The organism is Monashia sp. HAY1-11D (genome assembly GCF_056868035.1).
The window spans coordinates 1,426,497-1,446,845 of sequence record NZ_CP200320.1 but is presented as its reverse complement, the minus strand read 5'-3'; the positions used below and the strand labels follow the sequence as shown (position 1 = coordinate 1,446,845).

The following is a 20,349-nucleotide window of genomic DNA, read 5'->3' as shown; positions in this document are numbered from 1 at the left end:
TCGTGGAAGGAGCCGACATGGACCCCCGACCGCCGCTGCCGCCGTTCACGGAGGACACCGCCCGCCAGAAGGTGCAGGCGGCCGAGGACGCCTGGAACACGCGCGACCCTGACCGGGTCGCCGGCGCCTACAGCGAGGACACCGTGTGGCGCAACCGTGACGAGCACCTCGTCGGGCGCGCCGAGGTCACCGAGTTCCTGCGGCGCAAGTGGGCCCGGGAGCTGGACTACCGGCTGCGCAAGAACCTCTGGGCCTTCGAGGGCAACCGGATCGCCGTGCGGTTCCAGTACGAGTCCCGCGACCCCGAGGGCCGGTGGTGGCGCTCGTACGGCAACGAGCTGTGGGAGTTCGACGACCTGGGGTACATGCGTCGGCGGGAGGCGAGCATCAACGACGTCCGCATCGACGAGGGCGACCTGCGGGTCACCCCCGGCGAGGGCGAGCTGCCGCCCTTCTGAGCACCGACGCGGTGACGCCCCGGGCACTGTCCCCGGCGCATGGCAGGGTGGTCGGTGATGGCTGACGTGCTCGACCGCTTCTCCCCGGCCACCGCGGAGTGGTTCCGGAGCAGCTTCAGTGCGCCCACCACCGCCCAGACCGGCGCCTGGGAGGCCATCTCGTCCGGACGTCACTGCGTCGTCGTCGCCCCGACCGGCTCGGGCAAGACGCTCTCGGCCTTCCTCTGGGCCATCGACCGGATGGCGAGCGAGCCGGTGCCCGAGGAGCGGCTCGAGCGGTGCCGCGTCCTCTACGTGTCGCCGATGAAGGCGCTGGCCGTCGACGTCGAACGCAACCTCCGCGCGCCGCTCGTCGGCATCGGGCACGCGGCCACCCGGCTGGGCCTTCCGGTCCCCGACATCGGTGTCAGCGTGCGCTCCGGCGACACCCCCGCGAACGAGCGGCGCGCCTTCGCGCGGACACCGAGCGACATCCTCATCACGACGCCCGAGTCGCTGTTCCTCATGCTCACCTCGTCGGTCCGCGAGGCACTCAGGGGCATCGAGACCGTCATCGTCGACGAGGTCCACGCCGTCGCCGGAACCAAGCGCGGTGCCCACCTCGCGCTGAGCCTCGAGCGCCTCGACGCCGTCCTGCCCAGGCCGGCCCAGCGCGTCGGGCTGTCGGCCACGGTCCGGCCGGTCGAGGAGGTCGCGCGCTACCTCGCCGGTGGGCGTCCGGTCGACATCGTGCAGCCGGCCTCGACGAAGCAGTGGGACCTCGACGTCGTCGTGCCCGTGCCCGACATGGCCGAGCTGTCCGCAGCGACGGCCGAGATCTCCCCGGGCGTCCCCGACCTGTCCGGCCCCGCAGCGGGCAACGCCCCGCAGGCGAGCATCTGGCCGCACGTCGAGGAACGCATCGTCGACCTCATCGCCGACCACCGCTCGACGCTCGTCTTCGCCAACTCGCGTCGCCTCGCCGAGCGGCTGACCTCCCGGCTCAACGAGATCTGGGAGGAGCGGCTCGCCGAGGAGGAGAGCCTGCCGGGGCCCGGCGCGGCCCTGGGCGCGGTGGCCACGGGCGTCGCGGCCGCGAAGCACCCACCCGCGCAGATCATGGCGCAGTCCGGGGCCTCGCGCGGCGCGCCCGCGGTGCTGGCCCGCGCGCACCACGGGTCCGTGAGCAAGGAGCATCGCGCCGCCATCGAGGAGGACCTCAAGGCCGGTCGCCTGCCCGCCGTCGTCGCCACGAGCAGCCTCGAGCTCGGCATCGACATGGGCGCCGTGGACCTCGTCGTGCAGGTCGAGTCGCCGCCGTCGGTCGCGAGCGGTCTGCAACGCGTCGGGCGTGCCGGCCACCAGGTGGGTGCCGTGAGCCAGGGCGTGCTCTTCCCGAAGTTCCGGGGAGACCTCGTGCAGACCGCCGTCGTCGTCGAACGGATGCGCTCGGGCGACATCGAGTCGCTGCGCGTACCGGCCAACCCCGTCGACGTCCTCGCCCAGCACGTCGTCGCGATGTGCGCCATGGACGACTGGACCGTCGGCGACCTCGAGGGTCTCGTGCGACGCACCGCGAGCTTCGCCGCGCTGCCGCGGACGGTCCTCGAGGCGACCCTCGACATGCTCGCCGGCCGGTACCCGTCCGACGAGTTCGCCGAGCTGCGACCGCGCATCGTGTGGGACCGCGTCACCGACACCCTCACCGGACGCCGCGGCGCCCAGCGCCTCGCCGTCACGAGCGGCGGCACCATCCCGGACCGCGGCCTGTACGCCGTGTTCCTCGCCTCCGGTGAGGGGCCGGGCCGCCGGGTCGGCGAGCTCGACGAGGAGATGGTCTACGAGTCCCGCGTCGGTGACGTCTTCACCCTCGGCACGTCGACGTGGCGCATCGAGGACATCACCCACGACCGCGTCCTCGTCACCCCCGCTCCGGGCCAGGCCGGTCGCCTCCCGTTCTGGAAGGGCGACCAGCAGGGCCGGCCCGCCGAGCTCGGCCGGGCCGTGGGGTCGTTCATCCGCGAGATCGTCGGCCTGTCGCCCGAGCGCGCCCGGGCCCGGGTCCGGGAGGCCGGCCTTGACGAGTGGGCCGCCGACAACCTCCTCGGCTACCTCGGCGAGCAGAAGGAGGCCACGCGCCACGTCCCCGACGACCGCACCATCGTCGTCGAGCGGTTCCGCGACGAGATCGGCGACTGGCGCGTCGCGGTGCTCTCGCCCTTCGGCGGTCAGGTGCACGCGCCGTGGGCCCTGTGCGTCGCGGCGCGGATGCGCGAACGGTTCGGCATCGACGTGCAGGCCATGCACGGTGACGACGGCATCGTCTTCCGGCTGCCCGACCTCGAGTTCGACGACGCCGGTGCGGGCGGCAGCGCGTCGGTCGGTCAGCAGCTCGTCGAGCTGGTCACCCTCGAGCCGGAGGAGGTGAGCGAGCTGGTCACGCAGGAGATCGGCGGGTCGGCCCTGTTCGCCTCCCGCTTCCGGGAGTGCGCGGCGCGCGCGCTGCTGCTACCGCGTCGACGCCCCGACCGGCGCCAGCCGCTGTGGCAGCAGCGGCAGCGGGCGGCCCAGCTGCTCGAGGTCGCCAGCCAGTACCCGACGTTCCCCATCGTCCTCGAGGCCGTCCGTGAGTGCGTCCAGGACGTCTTCGACGTCCCCGGTCTCGTCGAGCTCATGGGCGAGATCCGCTCGCGCGCCGTCACCGTCGTCGACGTCGAGTCGCGGCAGCCGAGCCCGTTCGCCAAGTCGCTCGTCTTCGGGTACGTCGCGCAGTACCTCTACGAGGGGGACTCGCCCCTCGCCGAGCGTCGCGCGGCCGCGCTCGCGCTCGACCCCTCGCTGCTGTCCGAGCTGCTCGGCCAGGGCGAGGCGCTGGCGCTGCGCGACCTGCTCGACCCCGAGGCGGTCGCCCGCACGGAGGCCGAGCTCCAGCGGCTCACGCCCGAGCGCGCCGCCCGCGACGCCGAGGACGTCGCCGACCTCCTGCGCGTCCTCGGCCCCCTGTCGACGCGCGACGTCGTGACGCGGGCCGCCGAGGGGTTCGGCCCGGCGGCGGTCGAGTCGGCGCTCGCCGAGCTGGAGTCCGCCCGACGCGTCATCGCGGTCCGTGTCGCCGGCGAGGACCGCTGGGCCGCCGTCGAGGACGCCGCCCGGCTGCGCGACGCGCTCGGCACGGCCCTGCCCGTCGGTGTCCCGCACGCCTTCCTCGAGCCGGTCCCCGACCCCCTGGCCGATCTCGTGGCCCGGTTCGCCCGCACGCACAGGCCGTTCACCGTCCACACCGTGGCCTCGTGGTGGGGTCTGGGCCCGGCCGTCGTCCACGACGCGCTGCGCCGGCTCGTGTCGGCCGGGCGGGTCGTCGAGGGCGAGCTGCTGCCGACCGAGAACGGCGGTGGCCGCGGCCCCGAGTTCTGCGACGCCGAGGTGCTGCGCCTCCTGCGGCGCCGGTCGCTCGCGGCCCTGCGGCACGAGGTCGAGCCGGTCGACCAGGCCGACCTCGCGCGGTTCGTGCCGCAGTGGCAGGGCGTCGGCGGCGGCCAGCGCGGTCGCGAGGGCCTGCTGCGTGCGGTCGAGCAGCTGACGGGTGCGGTCGTGCCCGCGAGCGCGCTCGAGTCGCTCGTCCTGCCGGCGCGGGTGGCCGACTACCGGCCGTCGCTGCTCGACGAGGTCATGAGCTCGGGCGAGGTGGTGTGGCGTGGCCACGGCTCGCTGCCGGGTGACGACGGCTGGGTCAGCCTCCACCTCGCAGACAGCGCGCACCTGACCCTGGCCCCGCCCGACGACCCCGTCGGTGCAGACCTGACCGACGCCGAGCGCGCCGTCCTCGCGGCCCTCGACGGCGGGGGCGCGTACTTCTTCCGTCCGCTCGCCCAGCGGCTCGAGCTCGACGACACCGAGGTGGTCGAGGCCCTGTGGTCCCTCGTGTGGTCCGGGCGCGTCACCAACGACACCGTCGCGCCGTTGCGGGCCCTGCTCTCCGGTGGCCGAACCGCGCACCGACGCACGTCGTCGGCCCCGCGGTCGGCGCGGTACACGTCGCGTCGTGGCTCGCTCGGCCGGTTCGGTTCGCTGCGGGGGGCGCTCGCGGCCTCGACGCCGGCGCAGGTCGAGGCTGCCGAGACCGCGGCCGCCGGGCGCGCGCTGCAGGCCGGCCGGGCGCAGGGTTCCGGCCCACCGACCGGCGTCGGCCGCTGGACGCTGCTGCCCGTCGCCGAGACCGACCCCACGGTGCGCGCCGTCACGGCCGCGGAGCTGCTCCTCGACCGGTACGGCGTGCTGACCCGGGGCTCGGTCGTCAGCGAGGACGTGCCGGGTGGGTTCGCCGCCGTCTACCGGGTGCTGGCCGCCGCCGAGGAGGCCGGCAAGGTGCGCCGCGGCTACTTCGTCGAGGGCCTCGGTGCGTCGCAGTTCGCCTCCACCGGTGCCGTCGACCGGCTGCGGTCGCTGTCGCGGCTGCCGGGTGGCGACCCGGCTCGTGCCGGGTCGTCCACCGGCCGCGTCGACCCGGGGGAGGGCGACGAGTGGGCCGTGCCGGTGACGCCGCCGCCCGCCGCGCCGGGTCGCGGGCGCCGCCCCGACGCGTCGGTCGTGCCGGCGCTCGTCCTCGCCGCGAGCGACCCCGCCAACCCCTACGGTGCCGCCATCGGCTGGCCCGAGCGCGGCGTGACCGACGCGAGCGAGGGCGACGAGCCGTCCCGTCGCAAGGGGCATCAGCCGGGCCGGAAGGCGGGCGCTCTCGTCGTCCTCGTCGACGGTGCGCTCGTGCTCTACGTCGAGCGCGGCGGCAAAACGATGCTCTGCTGGTCCGAGGACCCCGCCCGGCTGCAGCCGGCCGCGGACGCCCTGGCGCTCGCGGTCCGCGAGGGGGCCCTCGGGCGGCTCACCGTCGAGAAGGCCGACGGCGCCTCGGTCCTCGGCTCGGGTCACCCGCTCGTCGAGGCGCTGTCGACGGCGGGGTTCCACATGACCCCCCGCGGCCTGCGCCTGCGTCGCTGACTCGCCCGGACCGACCGACGGCACGCCCAGGCCCGCTACGTCACTGCTCACTCTCGCTGAGCAGTGACGTAGCGGGAGGAAGGGTGTGCTCCTGCAGGGCGTGACTTGGAGTCGCTACGTCAGTGCTCACTCTCGCTGAGCAGTGACGTAGCGAGTGGGGGCTCAGCGGTGCTGGTCGAGGGCTCGATGACCGAGCAGGTCTCCGGCCACAGGGCGTGGGCCGCGGTGTCACAGGCGTTCCACGTGCCGGCGGGGCGTCGCCGATCCCCGGGTGTCGAGGAAGCGCCGTGACCGGGCCGCCAGCCGGTCGACGTCGTAGCTGCGGTGGCGTTGCAGCAGGACGACGATGTCGGCCCCTGCCACCGCGTCCTCGAGCTCGGGGTCCGCGACGCGTGGCACGTCGGCGCCCACCTCGTCCCAGCGGGCGACGAACGGGTCGTGGAAGACGACCTCCGCCCCGAGCTCGAGGAGGCGCCGGGCCAGCGGCACGGCCGGTGACTCGCGCTGGTCGGCGATGTCCGCCTTGTAGGTCACGCCGAGGACGAGGACCCGCGAGCCGCGCAGGGCCTTCGCGTCGTGGTTGAGCGCGTCCTGCACGCGGCGCACGACGTAGGCGGGCATGCCGCCGTTGACCTCCTGGGCCAGCTCGACGAAGCGGAAGGGGTAGCCGAGCCGGGTGCGGACGTTGTGGGACAGGTAGTTCGGGTCGATGGGGATGCAGTGGCCCCCGACGCCGGGGCCGGGGTGGAACGCCTGGAAGCCGAACGGCTTGGTGCTCGCTGCGGCGATGACCTCCCACAGGTCGATGTCGAGGTCGTGGCAGAACCGGGCCATCTCGTTGACGAGCGCGATGTTGATGTGCCGGTAGGTGTTCTCGAGCAGCTTGGCGGTCTCGGCCTCGCGCGTGCCTCGGGTCCGCACGACGGTGTCGACGACCTTGCCGTAGAAGGTCGCGGCCGCGTCGGTGCAGGCAGCTGTGTGGCCGCCGACGACCTTGGGGGTGTTGACGATCCCGTACACGGGGTTGCCGGGGTCGACGCGCTCGGGCGAGAACGCGAGGCTGAAGTCGCGCCCGGCGACCAGGCCCCCGGACTCGAGGATCGGCCGCACCACCTCGTCGGTCGTGCCCGGGTAGGTCGTCGACTCCAGGACGACGAGGGTGCCCGGCCGCAGGTGGGCCGCCAGCGACCGGGTCGCCCCGACCACCGCCCCGAGGTCGGGACCGCCCTCGGACCCGAGCGGCGTCGGCACGCAGATCACGACGGTCGACGCGTCGGCCACGACCGAGGCGTCCGTCGTCGGAGTGAACCCGCCCTCGAGCATCGTGCGGACGTCGTCGTGGGACAGGTCGTCGACGTGCGACCGCCCGGCCGCCAGCGACGTCACGACGGACGCGTCGGTGTCGAGCCCTGCGACCCGCATCCCCGCCGCGGTCGCCGCCTGGGCGAGCGGCAGTCCGACGTACCCCAGGCCAACGACGACGACGTCGATTCGCGGCTGAATCATGGCTTCTCCCAATCGAACTCGCGACCTCCGAGTGAAGGTCGAATGAACCCTTCGTGCAAGCGGCCCTTGACGCCGATCGCGCCGGAAATCGTCGTCATGCTCGGGGAATGCACCGAGTCATGACCGTCTACGGAACCCGTCCGGAGGCCATCAAGATGGCGCCCCTCGTCGCTGCGCTCGAGGCCGATGAGCGCCTCGAACCGGTCGTGGCGGTGACCGGCCAGCACCGCGAGATGCTCGACCAGGTCAACGTCCTCTTCGGCATCGAGCCGGCCTACGACCTCGACCTCATGACGCCCGGCGCGAGCCTCGCCGAGCTCACCTCGCGCACGGTCCTCGCGGCATCCGAGCTGCTCCGCGAGGCGCGACCGGACGTCGTCGTCGTGCAGGGCGACACGACCACCGTCCTCGCCGCGGGCCTGGCCGCGTTCTACGAGCGGATCCCCGTCGTGCACCTCGAGGCCGGGCTGCGCACCGGTGACGTGCACTCGCCGTTCCCCGAGGAGGTCAACCGCCGCCTCACCGCCCCGCTCGCCGGCCTGCACCTCGCGCCGACGTCCACCTCCAAGGCCAACCTCCTGCGCGAGGCGATCGACGAACGGCACATCACCGTCACCGGCAACACCGTCATCGACGCCCTGCGCTGGACCACCGCCCAACCGGTGCGCTTCGACGACGAGCGCGTCGCCCGCGCCGTCGAGGCCGCCGAAACCGGCCGGAACCTGCTCCTCGTCACCTCGCACCGTCGCGAGTCGTGGGGCCCCCGCATGGTCGAGTCGATGACGGCGATCCGGGACCTCGCCGCAGCGCGACCGGAGCTGCAGGTGCTCCTGCCGATGCACCGCAACCCGGTGGTGCGGGAGGTCATCGAGCCGCTCCTCGGCGGCCTCGACAACGTGCTGCTCACCGAGCCGCTCGACTACCACCGGTTCGCCCACGCCCTCGCCGCGGCGAGCGTCGTGCTCACAGACTCCGGCGGAGTCCAGGAGGAGGCCCCGAGCCTCGGCAAGCCCGTGCTCGTCATGCGCGACACGACCGAGCGCCCGGAGGCGGTCACGGCCGGCACCGTCCGGCTCGTCGGCACCGACGGCGCGCGGATCCGCGCCGCCGTCGAGGAGCTGCTCGACGACACAGACGCCTACGCCGCGATGGCCGAGGCCGTGAACCCCTACGGCGACGGGCGTGCCGCCGAACGGTCCGTGGCCGCCATCGCCGAGCTGCTCGGCGTGGGCCACCGCGCCCCCGACTTCGACCCCGCGGTCGACGTCGACGAGGCGGGCCTGCTCCGCGCCGGCTGAGCCCCCTTGTGGCAGAGGCGCTCCCGAACGAGGTGTCGGGAGCGCCTCTTGGCCTGCCATGGCGTTCAGCGCCAGAGCCCGCGCGTGTCCACCAGCTCACGACCGCGCAGGTCGCCGAGGCTGACCGAGCGGAACGCGGCGTGGTCGACGAGCAGGACGACGACGTCGGCCTCGCGCACGGCCTGCTCGGTGGCGGTCAGCTCGACGTTCGGCAGTGCCGCCAGGGTCCGCGGCAGCGCGTCGACGTGCGGCTCGGCGGCGAGGACCCGCGTTCCCGGGTGCTCGGTCGCGAAGGCCTCGACGATGGCGAGGGCCGGCGACTCGCGCAGGTCGTCGATGTCGGCCTTGAACGCCAGGCCGAGGCAGGCGACGGTCGCGCCCCCGCCGCCCGGGTGACCCGCTACCTCGAGGGCGGCCTCGACCTTGCGCAGGACCGAGCGCGGGCGGGCGTCGTTGGTCTCGCGTGCGGTCCGGATGAGCCGGGCCTGCTCCGGGGCCGCCGCCACGATGAACCACGGGTCGACGGCGATGCAGTGCCCGCCGACGCCGGGGCCCGGCTTGAGGATGTCGACCCGTGGGTGGTGGTTGGCCATCCGGATGACCTCCCACACGTCGAGCCCGACGTGCTCGCAGATCTCGGCGAGCTCGTTGGCGAAGGCGATGTTGACGTCGCGGAACGCGTTCTCGGTCAGCTTGGCCATCTCGGCCGTCGCCGCGTCGGTGAGGATGATCTCCCCGGTGACGAAGGTGCGGTAGACCTCCGCGGCCCGCAGGGCGCACTCGGGCGTCAGGCCGCCGACGATGCGGTCGTTGGCGAAGATCTCGACCATGATCCGGCCCGGCAGCACCCGCTCGGGGCAGTGGGCGAGGTGGACGTCGGGGATCCCGCCGAGGTGGGGCAGCTTGAGGTCGGGTCGCAGGTCCGAGATCCACTCGGAGACCAGCTGCGTCGTGCCGGGCGGCGATGTGGACTCGAGGATGACGACCTCCCCGCCGCGCAGCTGCGGTGCGATGGCCTCGGTGGCCGCGCGCACGTAGGCGAGGTCCGGCTCGTGCTCGCCGCGGAACGGCGTCGGCACGGCGATGACGTAGACGGACGCGTGCGGCGTCCGCGTCGTCGCGGTGAGCAGGCCCTTGGCGACGGCGGACGCGATGGCGACGTCGAGGTTCGGCTCGACGATGGGCACCCGGCCGGCGTTGATCTCCTCGACGATGCGGGGGTCGATGTCGACCCCGACCACGCCGATGCCCTGGCGGGTCAGCGCTGCACAGGTCGGTAGTCCGATGTAGCCGAGGCCGATGACGGCGATTCCGTCGTCGAACATGAGGTGTCTCCGTTGCTCTGGGTGGTGGACGAGGCGAGGTCCGTGAGGTGCCGGACGAAGTCGCGGCCGATGACGCGCCAGTCGAAGTGCTCGCGCGCGAACTCGTGACCGGCCCGCCCCATCGCGGCACGACGCTCCGGGTCGGCGGCCAGCTCGACGAGCGCGGCCGCGGTGGCCTCGGCGTCCTCGAAGGGGACGACGTAGCCGCAGCCGGCGCGCTCGACGAGGTCACGCGCGAGGGGCAGCGGCGTCGTGACGACGGGGATGCCGTGGGCCATGTACTCCACGACCTTGGTCGGCATCGAGTGCCGGTAGTTCGGCCGGTCCTCGAGCAGGGACAGGCCGGCGAGGGCGCCGTCGAGCATCGGCAGGGCCCGGGCACTCGGCACGAAACCGTGGTGGACGACGTGCCCGCACTTGACGCCCCAGCTGACGGTGTCGGCCGTGCGCTGGTCCGGGGTCGGTCCGATGATCTCGACCTTGACGCGTCCGCGCGTGGCCACGGTGAGGAGCCGGCCGGTCTGCAGGAGGGTGGCGGCGCCGCGGGCCAGCGTCAGCGAGCCGAGGTAGACGGCCCGCGTGTCGCCCGGCGGCTCGACGTCCTCGGGGACCGTGACGGTGTTCGGCACGACGTGGTGGGACCGCTCGAAGCGCGCGGCGTAGGCGTGCTCGGCGAGGATGAGGTCGTGGTGCCGCTCGGCGTACCGCTCGATGCTCCGGGCGGCGCCGGCCACGGTCCCGCGGGCCCAGTCGGGCACCCAGGGCTTGGCCTCGACGGCGGCGGCGGTGTCCTCGTGGACGTCCCACACGAGGTGGCGCAGCCCCAGCCCGGCCGCGGCCGCGACGACCTCCGGGTCGTGGACGAGGACGACGTCGTGGTCGGACGCCTCGTGGCGCAGCAACCGGCGCGCGGCCCGGAACGCGGTCCCCCGGGACCGGCCGACGGCGTGCGGTAGGTCGACCAGGCGCAGTCGGGGCACCTCCGGCGGGTCGAGCCGGTGCGCCGAGAAGGGCGCGGCGTACGTGACCTGCACCCCGGCATCGAGGAGCGCACCGATCTGGCGGTGCCGGATGCGGGCGTCCTCGGGATGGTGCACGACCGTGACGACGAGCGCGCGCAGGGCTGCGGGCGGCAGGCTCACGCGCGCGCCTTCCGGTGGCTGTCCTCGTAGGCGCGGACGACGTCCTCGGTGGGACCGTCCATGACGAGCCGCCCTTGGTCCATCCACAGGACGCGTTCGCACGACTCACGGATCGCGGCGTTGGAGTGGCTGACGAGGAACACCGTGCTCGCGTCCTGGCGGATCTCGGCGATGCGGTCGCGGCTGCGCGCCTGGAACTCGGCGTCGCCCGTCGCGAGGGCCTCGTCGATCATGAGGATGTCGGGCGCGGCGGCCGTCGAGATCGCGAACCGCAGGCGCGCGCCCATGCCGGAGGAGTAGGCGCTCATCGGCAGGTCGACGAAGTCACCGATGCCCGAGAACTCGACGATGTCGTCGTAGCGGTCCCGCACCTCGCGCGGTGACAGACCCAGGGCGAGCCCCCCGATCATCACGTTGCGCGTGCCGGTCAGGCCGGTGAGCAGGACGGCGTTGACACCGAGCAGGGACGGGTTGCCCTCGGCCCACACGCGTCCGTTCGTCGGCGGGATGAGCCCGGCGATGGCGCGCAGCAGCGTGCTCTTGCCCGAGCCGTTGCGCCCGATGATGCCGACGGCCTCGCCGTGCCGCACGACGAACGAGACGTCCTTGACGGCGTGGATGCGGCGCACGGCGCCGACGCCGGTCCCCCCGGGCACGCCGGTTCCCCCGGGCACGCCGGTCCCCGCGGTGGCGCCGTGCCGGCGTCGGGCGAGGACGCGCTCGAGGAACGGCTCGGCGCCCTCGGTCGACGTCGAGCGCTTCTTGGCGCCGAACACCGAGTAGACGACGTCCAGGCCGCAGCACACGACGCTGGGGCGCGCCTCACCGGTCGCGTCCGTCGTGACCTCAGTCGCTGCCATAACGGCCCTCCCCGTGCCAGAAGAAGACGAGCCCCGACGCGCAGAGCACGACGCCCCAGACGCCGGCCGCGGCCCAGCTGGACCACGAGAGCGGGTACTGGTCCATGAGCGCCTCGCGGGCGGTCGTCATGCCGACGGCGAGCGGCTGGTAGAGCAGGAGCGCGCTCATGAGGCCGTGGCCGGCGTAGTGCGGGATGGAGAAGAAGACGCCCGACACGTAGCGCGCGAGCCGGACGACGACGGGCACGAGGTTGTTCGTGTCGCGCGCGGCGTTGACGACGCGCGCGAGGAAGAAGGCGAGCCCGAGGTTGACGAGGCTCTGCAGGAAGAGGGCCACGGGGAAGAGGAACCAGTGCCACGAGAACGGCTCGCCCGTGAGCGGCACCATGACCATGAGGACGACGAACGCCGGCACGTTGACGAGGAACTGCGTCAGCGTCACCGACACCGGCAGGACCGCGCGGGGGAACCGCAGCGCCCGCACGAGCCCGATGCTGGCGGTGACGGCCCGGGCGCCCGCGGTCAGCGCCGACGCGGTGTAGCCGAACACGAAGATGCCGATCGTCAGGAACGCGATGTAGTTCGACGTGCCGCCGCGGGTCTTCAGCAGCAGGCCGAAGATCAGGTAGTACGAGCCGACGAGCAGGAGCGGGTTGAGCACCGCCCAGAGCTGGCCGAGGTGGTTGTTCTGGTTCGTCGCGTACGCCTGGGACGACGAGAGGTGCCAGACGAGGTGGCGGTAGCGCCACACGTCGCGGACGTACCGGCGCAGCGGTGGTCGGACGCCGAGCTCCTCGAGGCCGCCGGCGCGCGCGAGGGCCTCCGCCTGGGCCGGCGTGATCGGCACGGGCGCGTGGTCGGCCGCCTCCCGCGTCACAGGGACGGTGGTCACGTCGGTCATGCGCCCTCGCAGACGGAGTCGTAGATGTGCTGGTACGTGCGGGCCGCGGCCGACCACGTGCGCTCGCTGGCGACGTGGTCCCGGGCGGCGCGCCCCAGCCGGGCGCGCAGGCCGGGGTCGCCGGCGAGGAGGTCGAGAGCGTCGGCCAGCGCGGACGCGTCGCCCGCGGGGACGAGGAGGCCGCGGTCGGGGCCGACGAGCTCACGAAGCGGTGGCAGGTCGCTCGCGACGACGGGGCGGGCCAGCGCCATCGCCTCGACCGGCTTGAGCGGCGGGACGAGGGCCGTGACGGCCGTCGACCGCCGCGGTAGGCAGAACACGTCGATGGCGGCGTGGTGGTCACGGCTGCGGGCGTGCGGGACACGTCCGGTGAGGATGACCCGGGTCCGGGTTCCCCTGACGGACAACCGGTTCGCGCCCGCGGCCAGCCGGTCGCGTGCAGGGCCGTCACCGACGACGAGGACGACGACCCTCGGGTCGTCGAGCAGGGCGGCCGCCTCGAGGAGCACGTCGACCCCCTCGTAGTCGTTGAGGGTCGTCACGGTGCCCACGACGACGGCGTCGGGACCGATGCCGAGACCCGCGCGGACGCCGTCGCCGCGCACGGCATCGGTCAGGTGCGCGTCGGGCACGCAGTTGCCGACGACGTGGACGCGCTCGGCAGGGACACCACGGGCGACGATGTCGGTGCGCATGGTCTCGGACAGGGTGACGACCGCGGCGGCGAGCTGCAGGCAGCGGGTCTCGGTGGCGCGCGTCCAGCGGTAGAAGTCGCTGTCCGGACTGCCGCCGCGGCTGGCCCAGGTGTCCTCGAGGAACCCACGGGCCTCGTAGACGACCGGCACGCCGAGGCGTGCACCGGCGACGAGGGCGGCCTGGGCGTTGTCGTGCCTGGAGTGGGCGTGCAGCACGCGCGCGCCGACGCTGCGGGCGAGGGCCGCGACGGCCGACGCGTACGCCTCGAGACGCCGGTCGGGCAGGTCGAGGCGGCTCCGGGTCGGGAGGCTCCGGTGGTACGGGACGCCGCCGTGCACGGACTCGGCGGACGTCAGGATGCGACCCTGGGTCAGCGGGTAGCCCGGGGGCGTGCACACGTGCGCGTCGATCCCGGCTCGTCGCTGGGCGCCGACGAGGCCCTGGGTGCGCACCGTGTACCCGGCCTGCACCTCGGGCAGCGAGTTGGTGACGACGTGGACGACGGCGCGGCGTCGGCCCGGTGACGCCGCGCCGCCCCCGACCGGACGCGCACGGCTCGGGCCCAGGCCGGCGACGGCGGCACCGGTCAGTACGAGCCGTTCACCTTCGAGCCACCGGCGGTGCGCCCGGTCGAGGGGGCCGCGGGCGCCGGCGAGGGCACGCTCGGCCGTGCTCACGTCGCCCGACGCGTGCGCGACGTACGCCGCGGCACCCCCGGTGACAGGGGCGCGCCTCGCCGTGTCGGCGTCGACCTCGGCCCACTGGCCGGTGGCCGCGGCGGCCGCGAGGAGGCGCCGGGCCCGCGCCGGCGGGGCGCCGCGCAGCCCGTCCGACAGGCGCCGACGGGCCAGCTCGCGCCGCCCGGCCGCGGCGGCCGCGATGACCGACACGGGGCCGCGCGTGCGCTCGCCGAGCCGTCCGGACACGGTCGTGGGCAGCAGGCGGGTGCCGACCCAGACGGCCTGCCACGGGTTGCGGACCACGTGGCTGCGGGCGACGCACGCGGCGACCGGCAGGTTGGCGAGCATCAACGCCGTCGTGGACGGGATGTCACCAACTGTTCGGCTGCGCGTCGCACCGCGGGGGCCGGAGGCGCCAAGGGCGGATGCCACAGTGGCGCCGAGTCCAGGTCTCACCCGACGAACGTCGCAGCGCACGCGAAACGTCGATGGGGCGCGGGCGGAACGCCAGCCGAACAGAGAGAGAAGTTTGTGGTGAACAGGCAGCGGATGCTCGCCGACCTCCGACGCGCGCGGGTCGCCTTGGCGCGCGCGGTGAGCGACGGCCGGGCGCGGGCAGACTTGCCGCGCAAGGCCCGTCGCGAGCTGGAGCGACGACTGCCCCGGGTGCGGTCCGCGCGGCTGCGCGTCGACCTGCCGAGGCCCGATCTGCCCGCGGGACCCGTGGCCCGGCCCGACGTCGTGGCCGCCGTCATCCTCGACGACTTCTCCGACCTCGCCTTCCGGTACGAGTGGGACCAGCTGCCGGTGCAGCCCGACACGTGGCGCCAGCTCCTGCGGCAGAGGCGGCCCGACCTCTTGTTCGTGGAGTCGGCGTGGAACGGCAACGGTGGTGCCTGGCGCCTGGCCATGACCGCGCCCGAGGCTCCCTCGCCCCAGTTGCGCGACCTCGTCGCCTGGTGCCGCGCCGAGGGCATCCCGACGGTGTTCTGGAACAAGGAGGACCCACCGAGCTACCACCGGTTCCTCGCGACGGCGCGGCTCTGCGACCACGTCTTCACCGTCGACGCCGGACGCATTCCCGACTACGAGCGCGACCTCGGGCACTCGCGGATCGGGCTGCTGCCGTTCGGTGCCCAGCCGCGCATCCACACCCCGGTGCGCCACGGGGCCGGCCGCACCCGTGAGGTCGCCTTCGCCGGAAGCTACTTCGCCGACAAGCACGACGAGCGCCGTCGACAGATGGCGTACGTGCTCGAACCGGCCCTGCCGCTCGGGCTCGAGGTGTTCTCGAGGATGGCCGGGCGCGACCGGCGATACCAGTTCCCGCGCCGCTACGCCGGCTCGCTCGTCGGCAGCCTGCCGTACGAGCGGATGCTCGGCGCGTACACCGCCTACAAGGTGTTCCTCAACGTCAACTCCGTGACGGAGTCGCCGAGCATGTGCGCGCGGAGGCTGTTCGAGCTGTCGGCGGCGCAGACGCCGGTGCTGTCCGGGCCGGCCGCGTCCCTCGAGCCGTTCTTCGGCGACACGGTGCGCGTGACGCACGACGCCGAGCAGACCGACCGGGAGCTGCGCGCGCTGCTCCAGCACGAGGACCACCGCGACCGGCTCGGCCTGCGGGCGCACCGCCGGGTCCATGACGCCCACACCTACGGCCACCGCGTCGACACCGTCCTGGCCACCGTCGGCGTGCCGGCGCCGCCGCGTGACCGCAGCGTCTCGGCCGTCGTCCCGACGATGCGCCCCGGCCAGGTGGAGCACGTCCTGCGGTTCCTCGCCGCACAGTCGCACCCCGACGTCGAGCTCGTCCTCGTGACGCACGGCTTCGGCGTCGAGCCCGGCAAGGTGCGCGTGCTCGCCGACGCCGCAGGGCTGGATCCCTCACGCATCGTCGTGCGCCCTGCCGACGCGTCGCTGACGCTCGGTGCGTGCATGAACCGCGGAGTCGAGGCGGCCTCGGGCCGGTACGTCGCGAAGATGGACGACGACAACGTCTACACCGAGCACTACCTGCTCGACCTCGTGCGCGCGTTCGACTACACGGACGCCGCGGTGGTCGGGAAGTGGGCGCACTACGCGCACCTGACCGCGACGGGGGCCACGCTGCTGCGCTTCCCGGAGGCCGAGCACCGGTACGTCGACCTCGTCCAGGGCGGCACGCTGCTGCTCGCCCGCGACCTCGCGACCCGGCTGCGGTTCGAGGACCTGCCCCGGCGCGTCGACACGACGTTCCTCGAGAAGGTGCGCGCCGACGGTGGCCGCGTCTACTCGACCGACCGCTTCAACTTCGTCTCGGTGCGTGCCTCGACGCCGGACGGGCACACGTGGCCGGTCTCGGACGTCGAGCTGCTCGCGCGGCGCGGGGTGCTCGCCTTCCACGGCGACCCCACGGAGCACGTCACCGTCTGATGACCTCGCGAAACCCCTTGGAGGACAGCATGGCCCACGGGGCCCCCGACACCGCCCGACGGCTCGTCACGTCGTACTGCTTCCCGCCCTACTCCGACACCGCGGCCATCGTCGCGGCCAAGCGCGTCCACGACCGCGGCGAGCCCGTCGACGTCGTCTGCAACGCGATGGACTCGATCCGGCACCAGGACCCGGGGCTCGTCCAGCTGACGGGTGGCCTCGTGCGCCGGTTCGCCGCGGTCCCGTCGAGGACCGCGTTCAGCTCGTGGGCCTCGATCGTCGACTACCAGCGCCTCGGCCTCGAGACGTTCCAACGGTGGGAGTCGCTCCAGGGGGAGTACGAGTCGCTCTACAGCAGAGCGCAGTTCGCGGCGTCACACTTCCTCGCCGCCGAGGTCAAGCTGGCCCGGCCGGGCATCCACTGGGACGCGGAGTTCTCCGACCCGCTGTCCCACGACGTGCTCGGCGACGTCCGGTCCGCGCCGGCCGGCGATGACCGGGTGCTCGGGCGCCTCCGGGCCGCCGTCGAGGCCGCCGGCTTCCGGGCGCCCGAGGGGCTCAACGCCTTCGAGTGGTGCGAGGTCATCGCGTTCGCCCTCGCCGACAGCGTCATGTTCACCAACGAGCACCAGCGCGACTTCATGCTCAGGCACTGCCACGACCCGCGCCTGGCCGACCGCGCCGCCCGCATCGGGGTCGTCTCACCGCACCCGACGCCGGAGCCCCGGTTCTACGGGAGCCGCACCTCGACCTACGAGCTCGACCCCAGCCGGCGCCACGTCGGCTACTTCGGCAACTTCTACGCCAACCGCGGCGTCACCGGCGTCCTCGACGCCCTCGAGGTGGCGCCGCGCACGGTCCGCGAGCGCGTCCTGCTGCACGTGTTCACCGCCAAGCCGGAGGAGCTGCACGACGTCGTCGCGGGCCGCGGGCTCGGTGACTGCGTCCGGGTCGGGCCGTTCGTCGGCTACCTCGAGTTCCTGTCCCTCGCCCGGCGGATGGACTGCCTCCTCGTCAACGACGCGGTCAGCCCGGCCGGTGCGCAGAACCCCTTCCTGCCATCCAAGTGGAGCGACTACCGCGGCAGTGGTACCCCGGTCTGGGGCGTCGTCGAGGAGGGCAGCGCCCTCGACGCCCAACCGCTCGACCACCGGTCGCCGATCGAGCACGTGAGCGCGGCCGTCCAGGTGCTCGCGCGGATCAGCCGGTCCTGAGGACGATCTCGCGCAGCCGGGCACCGGCGTCGGTGCCGCTGAAGCGCTGTCGGACCGTCTCGACGGTGGCGGCGCTCTCGGCCTCCCAGGCGCCGGCGTCCGACACCGCGAGGATGCGCGCGGCGGCCTCGGCCGGCGTCGTCACGACCCAGTCGGTCGGGAAGAGCAGGCCGGCCCCGCCCTCGCGCGCGTAGACGGGCCAGTCCCGCACGACGGGCACGGCGCCGCTCGCCGCCATCTCGACGAGCCCGACGTGGAAGCCCTCGCGGCGGCTCGCGCTCACGGCCCAGCCGACGTCACGCAGCCGCTCGGGAAGGCGGGAGGTGTACCCGACGTAGTCGACGGCGTCGTGCAGCTCGGCGTCGCCTGCGACGCGGTCGTGGAAGGCGCGGGCCAGCTCACGCTCGACGGGGTTGGTGTTGCGGACGTCGACGTCGGCGCCGATGAGCGCGAGGCGCCACTCCGGGTCCTGGCGCCGCAGCGCAGCGAGGACGTCGAGCGTCCACAGCGGGTCCTTGACCTGCTGGGCCCACCCGACCATGCCGAGGCGCTTGCGTGCCGACTCGCGCTTGGGCAGGTCGTAGCGGTCGACGTCGACCGGGTTGGCGACGACGTGCTGGCGCACGCCGTCGAGCCGGCCACCGAGGGCGCCTGCAGCAGCCCGGCGCAGGTGCTCGCTCGGGAAGACGGCGTCGGTGACCCGCGACCAGTCGGCCGTGTGCAGCCAGGCGCTCAGGGTGTCGACGCCGTGGAGGCGCACGACGACGCGTGTCCCCTCGGGCACGACGTCGGTGACCCACGTCAGGCCCTTGTCGGCCCAGTCGACGAAGACGACGTCGGCCGCCAGCGCCTCGGCGGTGGCGGGGTCGAGGGCTGGGGCCCGGCCGGTGGCCGCGAGGAGCCGGGATCGTACGGTGCGCGGATCGACGCCGGTGTTCGTGAAGCGTGACTCGCGCGCGGAGAGGTCGAGCAGCTCGACGACGGCGGCCGGGGTGAGCTGCTCGACGACGGCCCGGGCGAACTTGGGGTAGGCGCCGGGCAGGACAGTGACGCGCAGGCGACTCGCTCCGGCGTCGGGGGCCGTCGTCGGGCGAGCGGGGGAGCGGTGCGGCGCGGCGGCCGACAGGAGGCGTCCGGTGGCGGTGTCGCGCAGCGGGGCGAGGAAGGTGTCGGGGTCCTCGACGAGGGGAGTGGTCGTCACGGCCGCGTGCAGGCGCCGGGTGAAGAGCAGGTCGAGGGCGACGGTGGCCAGGAACGCCACCTCGTCGAGGGCCGCGTCGTCGGTCGGGCCGTGCCGGCCGTGCCGGCCGTGCGGGCCGTGCGGGCCGCCGAGCGCGGCGTCGGCCTCGTCGAGCGCGGCACGGGCGGCAGCGGTGACGGCCTGCACGAGGGTTGCGGTGTCGCGGCCGCGCCCGGTCTGCACGTCGAGGAGCGTCCGCAGGGCCGGCACCCCGTGCCGGTCGAGCGCCTCCAGGCCGAAGACGGCGCCGAGGTCCTCGAGGACGTGCTCCGCGGCCTCGACACGGTTCGCGCGCAGCAGCCGGTAGGCGACCATCGCCCAGAGACGCGCGTCGAGCACCGACCGCGTCCGAGCCGGGTCGCCACGGAGGATGCGGGACGCGCCGCGGGCGGCGTGCGCGTCCTGGAGGTGGCCGCCGACCCGGCTCGCGGCGACCCGCATGACGGTGACGGCGAGGTCGTGCGCGTCCCCGCTCGTCGGCACGGGCGCCTTCGGGCCACACGCCCGCAGGAGCGTCGAGCCGCCACGGTCGAGGGTGACGAGGGCGCCCGGCTCGGAGACGAGGTCGACGACACGCCGGTCGACGCGTCGCCACGCGGGTGCGGTGACCCCCGGCGGCAGCACCTCGGGGACCAGGCGTCGGCCGACGCGCAGTGCCTCCCCGGCGGCTCGGACGGCGACGCGGCCGCGACGGGATCGGGCGCCGCCGAGCAGCGACTCCAGCCGGTCCGGCGAGGCGGGCAGCACCTCGACGCGGTGGGCGTCGGGAAGCTGCCGCAGCATCCGCTTGAGGCGGCCGCTGTAGTGCACGACACGCACGCCGACCCCGTTGCGCGACAGGAACGACAGCATCCGCGCGTGGCCGTTGACGGCGGCCGCGCTGCCCGCGACGACGACGAGGGAGCGCACGCTGTCGCTGGGCTCACGGAACAGCGACCATGTGTCGTCGTGCGAGGACGTCGTGCCGAGACCGCGGATGCCGCGGATGCCGGCCGCGTGGAGCAGCCGGTCCGCGAGTGCCGCTGCCTCGGCGTCACCGGCGACGTCGCGTCGCAGGTCGGCCAGCTCGGCGTCGACGAGCGCGTCGGTCAGGGCGGACCGGTCGGTCGGGTCGGCCTGACCGGCGTGCGCGGCGAGCGCGTCGACCCACGGCACGTCGCGCAGCCACGCCGTCGGCACGAGGAAACCCCCACGCGCCCGGGCGAGCCCGACGGCGCGGTGGGGAGCCGTGGCGGGCCCGGCGTCGGGCCCCGGCTCGTGGCCGGGCTCGACGCGGGCCGCGGCGACCCGCTCGGTGGAGCGGGACGAGTAGAGAGCCTCGAGGAGGTCGGGACTCATGGTGTCGCGGCCGTCGACGAGCGTCGTCCACGCTCCGTGGGCCAGGCCCACGCCGACGTTGCGGGCCGCGGCCGACGTCGCGACGACGGCGTCGGCGAGGACGACCTCGTGCCCGGCGAGCGGCCCCTCGAGCGCGCGCTCGAGCGCCTCGCGCGCGCCCGTTCCGGACCCGTGCAGCACGACGACGATCTGGAAGCGGTCGGCGGGCAGCGTCTGCGCCGCGAGCGCCCGCAGGCATCGCTCGAGGGAGGCGCACGACGCCGGGGCGGACACGACGACGGTCAGGTCTCGCACCCGGCGAAGGT

General features: G+C 74.2%; 12 protein-coding genes. 5 read left to right on the top strand and 7 right to left on the bottom strand.

Annotated features, from left to right (window positions below):
* Positions 1 to 17 precede the first annotated feature (17 nt).
* The gene (locus AC1VM9_RS06690) at positions 18 to 458 is read left to right on the top strand and encodes a nuclear transport factor 2 family protein (protein ID WP_481345324.1); all 441 of its coding nucleotides are present in this window, start codon (positions 18 to 20) and stop codon (positions 456 to 458) included.
* Positions 459 to 515: 57 nt separating this feature from the next.
* Entirely contained in the window at positions 516 to 5,432 is a 4,917-nt protein-coding gene (locus tag AC1VM9_RS06685) for an ATP-dependent helicase (protein ID WP_483121921.1), read from the top strand.
* A gap of 228 nt (positions 5,433 to 5,660) precedes the next feature.
* Here the strand turns inward: AC1VM9_RS06685 and AC1VM9_RS06680 are convergent, their stop codons facing one another.
* On the bottom strand, positions 5,661 to 6,938 hold the full coding sequence (locus tag AC1VM9_RS06680) for a nucleotide sugar dehydrogenase (protein WP_483121919.1): 1,278 nt from the start codon (positions 6,936 to 6,938) through the stop codon (positions 5,661 to 5,663).
* Between the two features lie 119 nt (positions 6,939 to 7,057).
* Between AC1VM9_RS06680 and wecB the strand changes: the two genes are divergently transcribed.
* Entirely contained in the window at positions 7,058 to 8,236 is a 1,179-nt protein-coding gene (gene wecB, locus AC1VM9_RS06675; protein WP_483121917.1) for a non-hydrolyzing UDP-N-acetylglucosamine 2-epimerase, read from the top strand.
* Positions 8,237 to 8,301: 65 nt separating this feature from the next.
* Here the strand turns inward: wecB and wecC are convergent, their stop codons facing one another.
* Genes wecC through AC1VM9_RS06650 form a run of 5 tightly spaced genes read right to left on the bottom strand, consistent with a single transcriptional unit; the run spans position 8,302 to position 14,188 of the window.
* Complete coding sequence (gene wecC / locus AC1VM9_RS06670; protein ID WP_481345319.1) at positions 8,302 to 9,561, bottom strand: UDP-N-acetyl-D-mannosamine dehydrogenase; 1,260 nt, start codon at positions 9,559 to 9,561, stop codon at positions 8,302 to 8,304.
* Positions 9,495 to 10,703: a glycosyltransferase gene (locus AC1VM9_RS06665; RefSeq protein WP_481338900.1), complete on the bottom strand. Its 1,209-nt coding sequence runs from the start codon at positions 10,701 to 10,703 to the stop codon at positions 9,495 to 9,497. The genes wecC and AC1VM9_RS06665 overlap by 67 nt, the downstream gene beginning before the upstream one ends.
* A complete protein-coding gene (locus AC1VM9_RS06660; RefSeq protein ID WP_481345318.1) occupies positions 10,700 to 11,563 on the bottom strand; it encodes an ABC transporter ATP-binding protein in 864 nt (287 codons plus the stop codon). The genes AC1VM9_RS06665 and AC1VM9_RS06660 overlap by 4 nt, the downstream gene beginning before the upstream one ends.
* Complete coding sequence (locus tag AC1VM9_RS06655; protein ID WP_481338896.1) at positions 11,550 to 12,464, bottom strand: ABC transporter permease; 915 nt, start codon at positions 12,462 to 12,464, stop codon at positions 11,550 to 11,552. The genes AC1VM9_RS06660 and AC1VM9_RS06655 overlap by 14 nt, the downstream gene beginning before the upstream one ends.
* Positions 12,461 to 14,188, bottom strand: a complete 1,728-nt coding sequence (locus AC1VM9_RS06650) for a glycosyltransferase (RefSeq protein ID WP_481345317.1) — start codon at positions 14,186 to 14,188, stop codon at positions 12,461 to 12,463. The genes AC1VM9_RS06655 and AC1VM9_RS06650 overlap by 4 nt, the downstream gene beginning before the upstream one ends.
* A gap of 186 nt (positions 14,189 to 14,374) precedes the next feature.
* Here AC1VM9_RS06650 and AC1VM9_RS06645 point away from each other — a divergent pair, with 186 nt between their 5' ends.
* Together AC1VM9_RS06645 and AC1VM9_RS06640 are read left to right on the top strand one after the other, a co-directional pair.
* On the top strand, positions 14,375 to 16,252 hold the full coding sequence (locus tag AC1VM9_RS06645) for a glycosyltransferase family protein (protein WP_483121914.1): 1,878 nt from the start codon (positions 14,375 to 14,377) through the stop codon (positions 16,250 to 16,252).
* Entirely contained in the window at positions 16,252 to 17,466 is a 1,215-nt protein-coding gene (locus AC1VM9_RS06640; RefSeq protein ID WP_483121913.1) for a glycosyltransferase family protein, read from the top strand. Before AC1VM9_RS06645 ends, AC1VM9_RS06640 begins: the two co-directional genes overlap by 1 nt.
* On the opposite strand, the gene AC1VM9_RS06635 is transcribed toward AC1VM9_RS06640, so the two are convergent.
* On the bottom strand, positions 17,453 to 20,338 hold the full coding sequence (locus tag AC1VM9_RS06635; protein WP_483121911.1) for a glycosyltransferase: 2,886 nt from the start codon (positions 20,336 to 20,338) through the stop codon (positions 17,453 to 17,455). The genes AC1VM9_RS06640 and AC1VM9_RS06635 overlap by 14 nt on opposite strands.
* Positions 20,339 to 20,349 lie beyond the last annotated feature (11 nt).

Coding starts and splice junctions, on each gene's coding strand:
- AC1VM9_RS06690 (WP_481345324.1), top strand. CDS start 18: ATGGACCCCCGACCGCCGCTGCCGCCGTTCACGGAGGACACCGCCCGC.
- AC1VM9_RS06685 (WP_483121921.1), top strand. CDS start 516: ATGGCTGACGTGCTCGACCGCTTCTCCCCGGCCACCGCGGAGTGGTTC.
- AC1VM9_RS06680 (WP_483121919.1), bottom strand. CDS start 6,938: ATGATTCAGCCGCGAATCGACGTCGTCGTCGTTGGCCTGGGGTACGTC.
- wecB (WP_483121917.1), top strand. CDS start 7,058: ATGACCGTCTACGGAACCCGTCCGGAGGCCATCAAGATGGCGCCCCTC.
- wecC (WP_481345319.1), bottom strand. CDS start 9,561: ATGTTCGACGACGGAATCGCCGTCATCGGCCTCGGCTACATCGGACTA.
- AC1VM9_RS06660 (WP_481345318.1), bottom strand. CDS start 11,563: ATGGCAGCGACTGAGGTCACGACGGACGCGACCGGTGAGGCGCGCCCC.
- AC1VM9_RS06655 (WP_481338896.1), bottom strand. CDS start 12,464: ATGACCGACGTGACCACCGTCCCTGTGACGCGGGAGGCGGCCGACCAC.
- AC1VM9_RS06650 (WP_481345317.1), bottom strand. CDS start 14,188: ATGCTCGCCAACCTGCCGGTCGCCGCGTGCGTCGCCCGCAGCCACGTG.
- AC1VM9_RS06640 (WP_483121913.1), top strand. CDS start 16,252: ATGACCTCGCGAAACCCCTTGGAGGACAGCATGGCCCACGGGGCCCCC.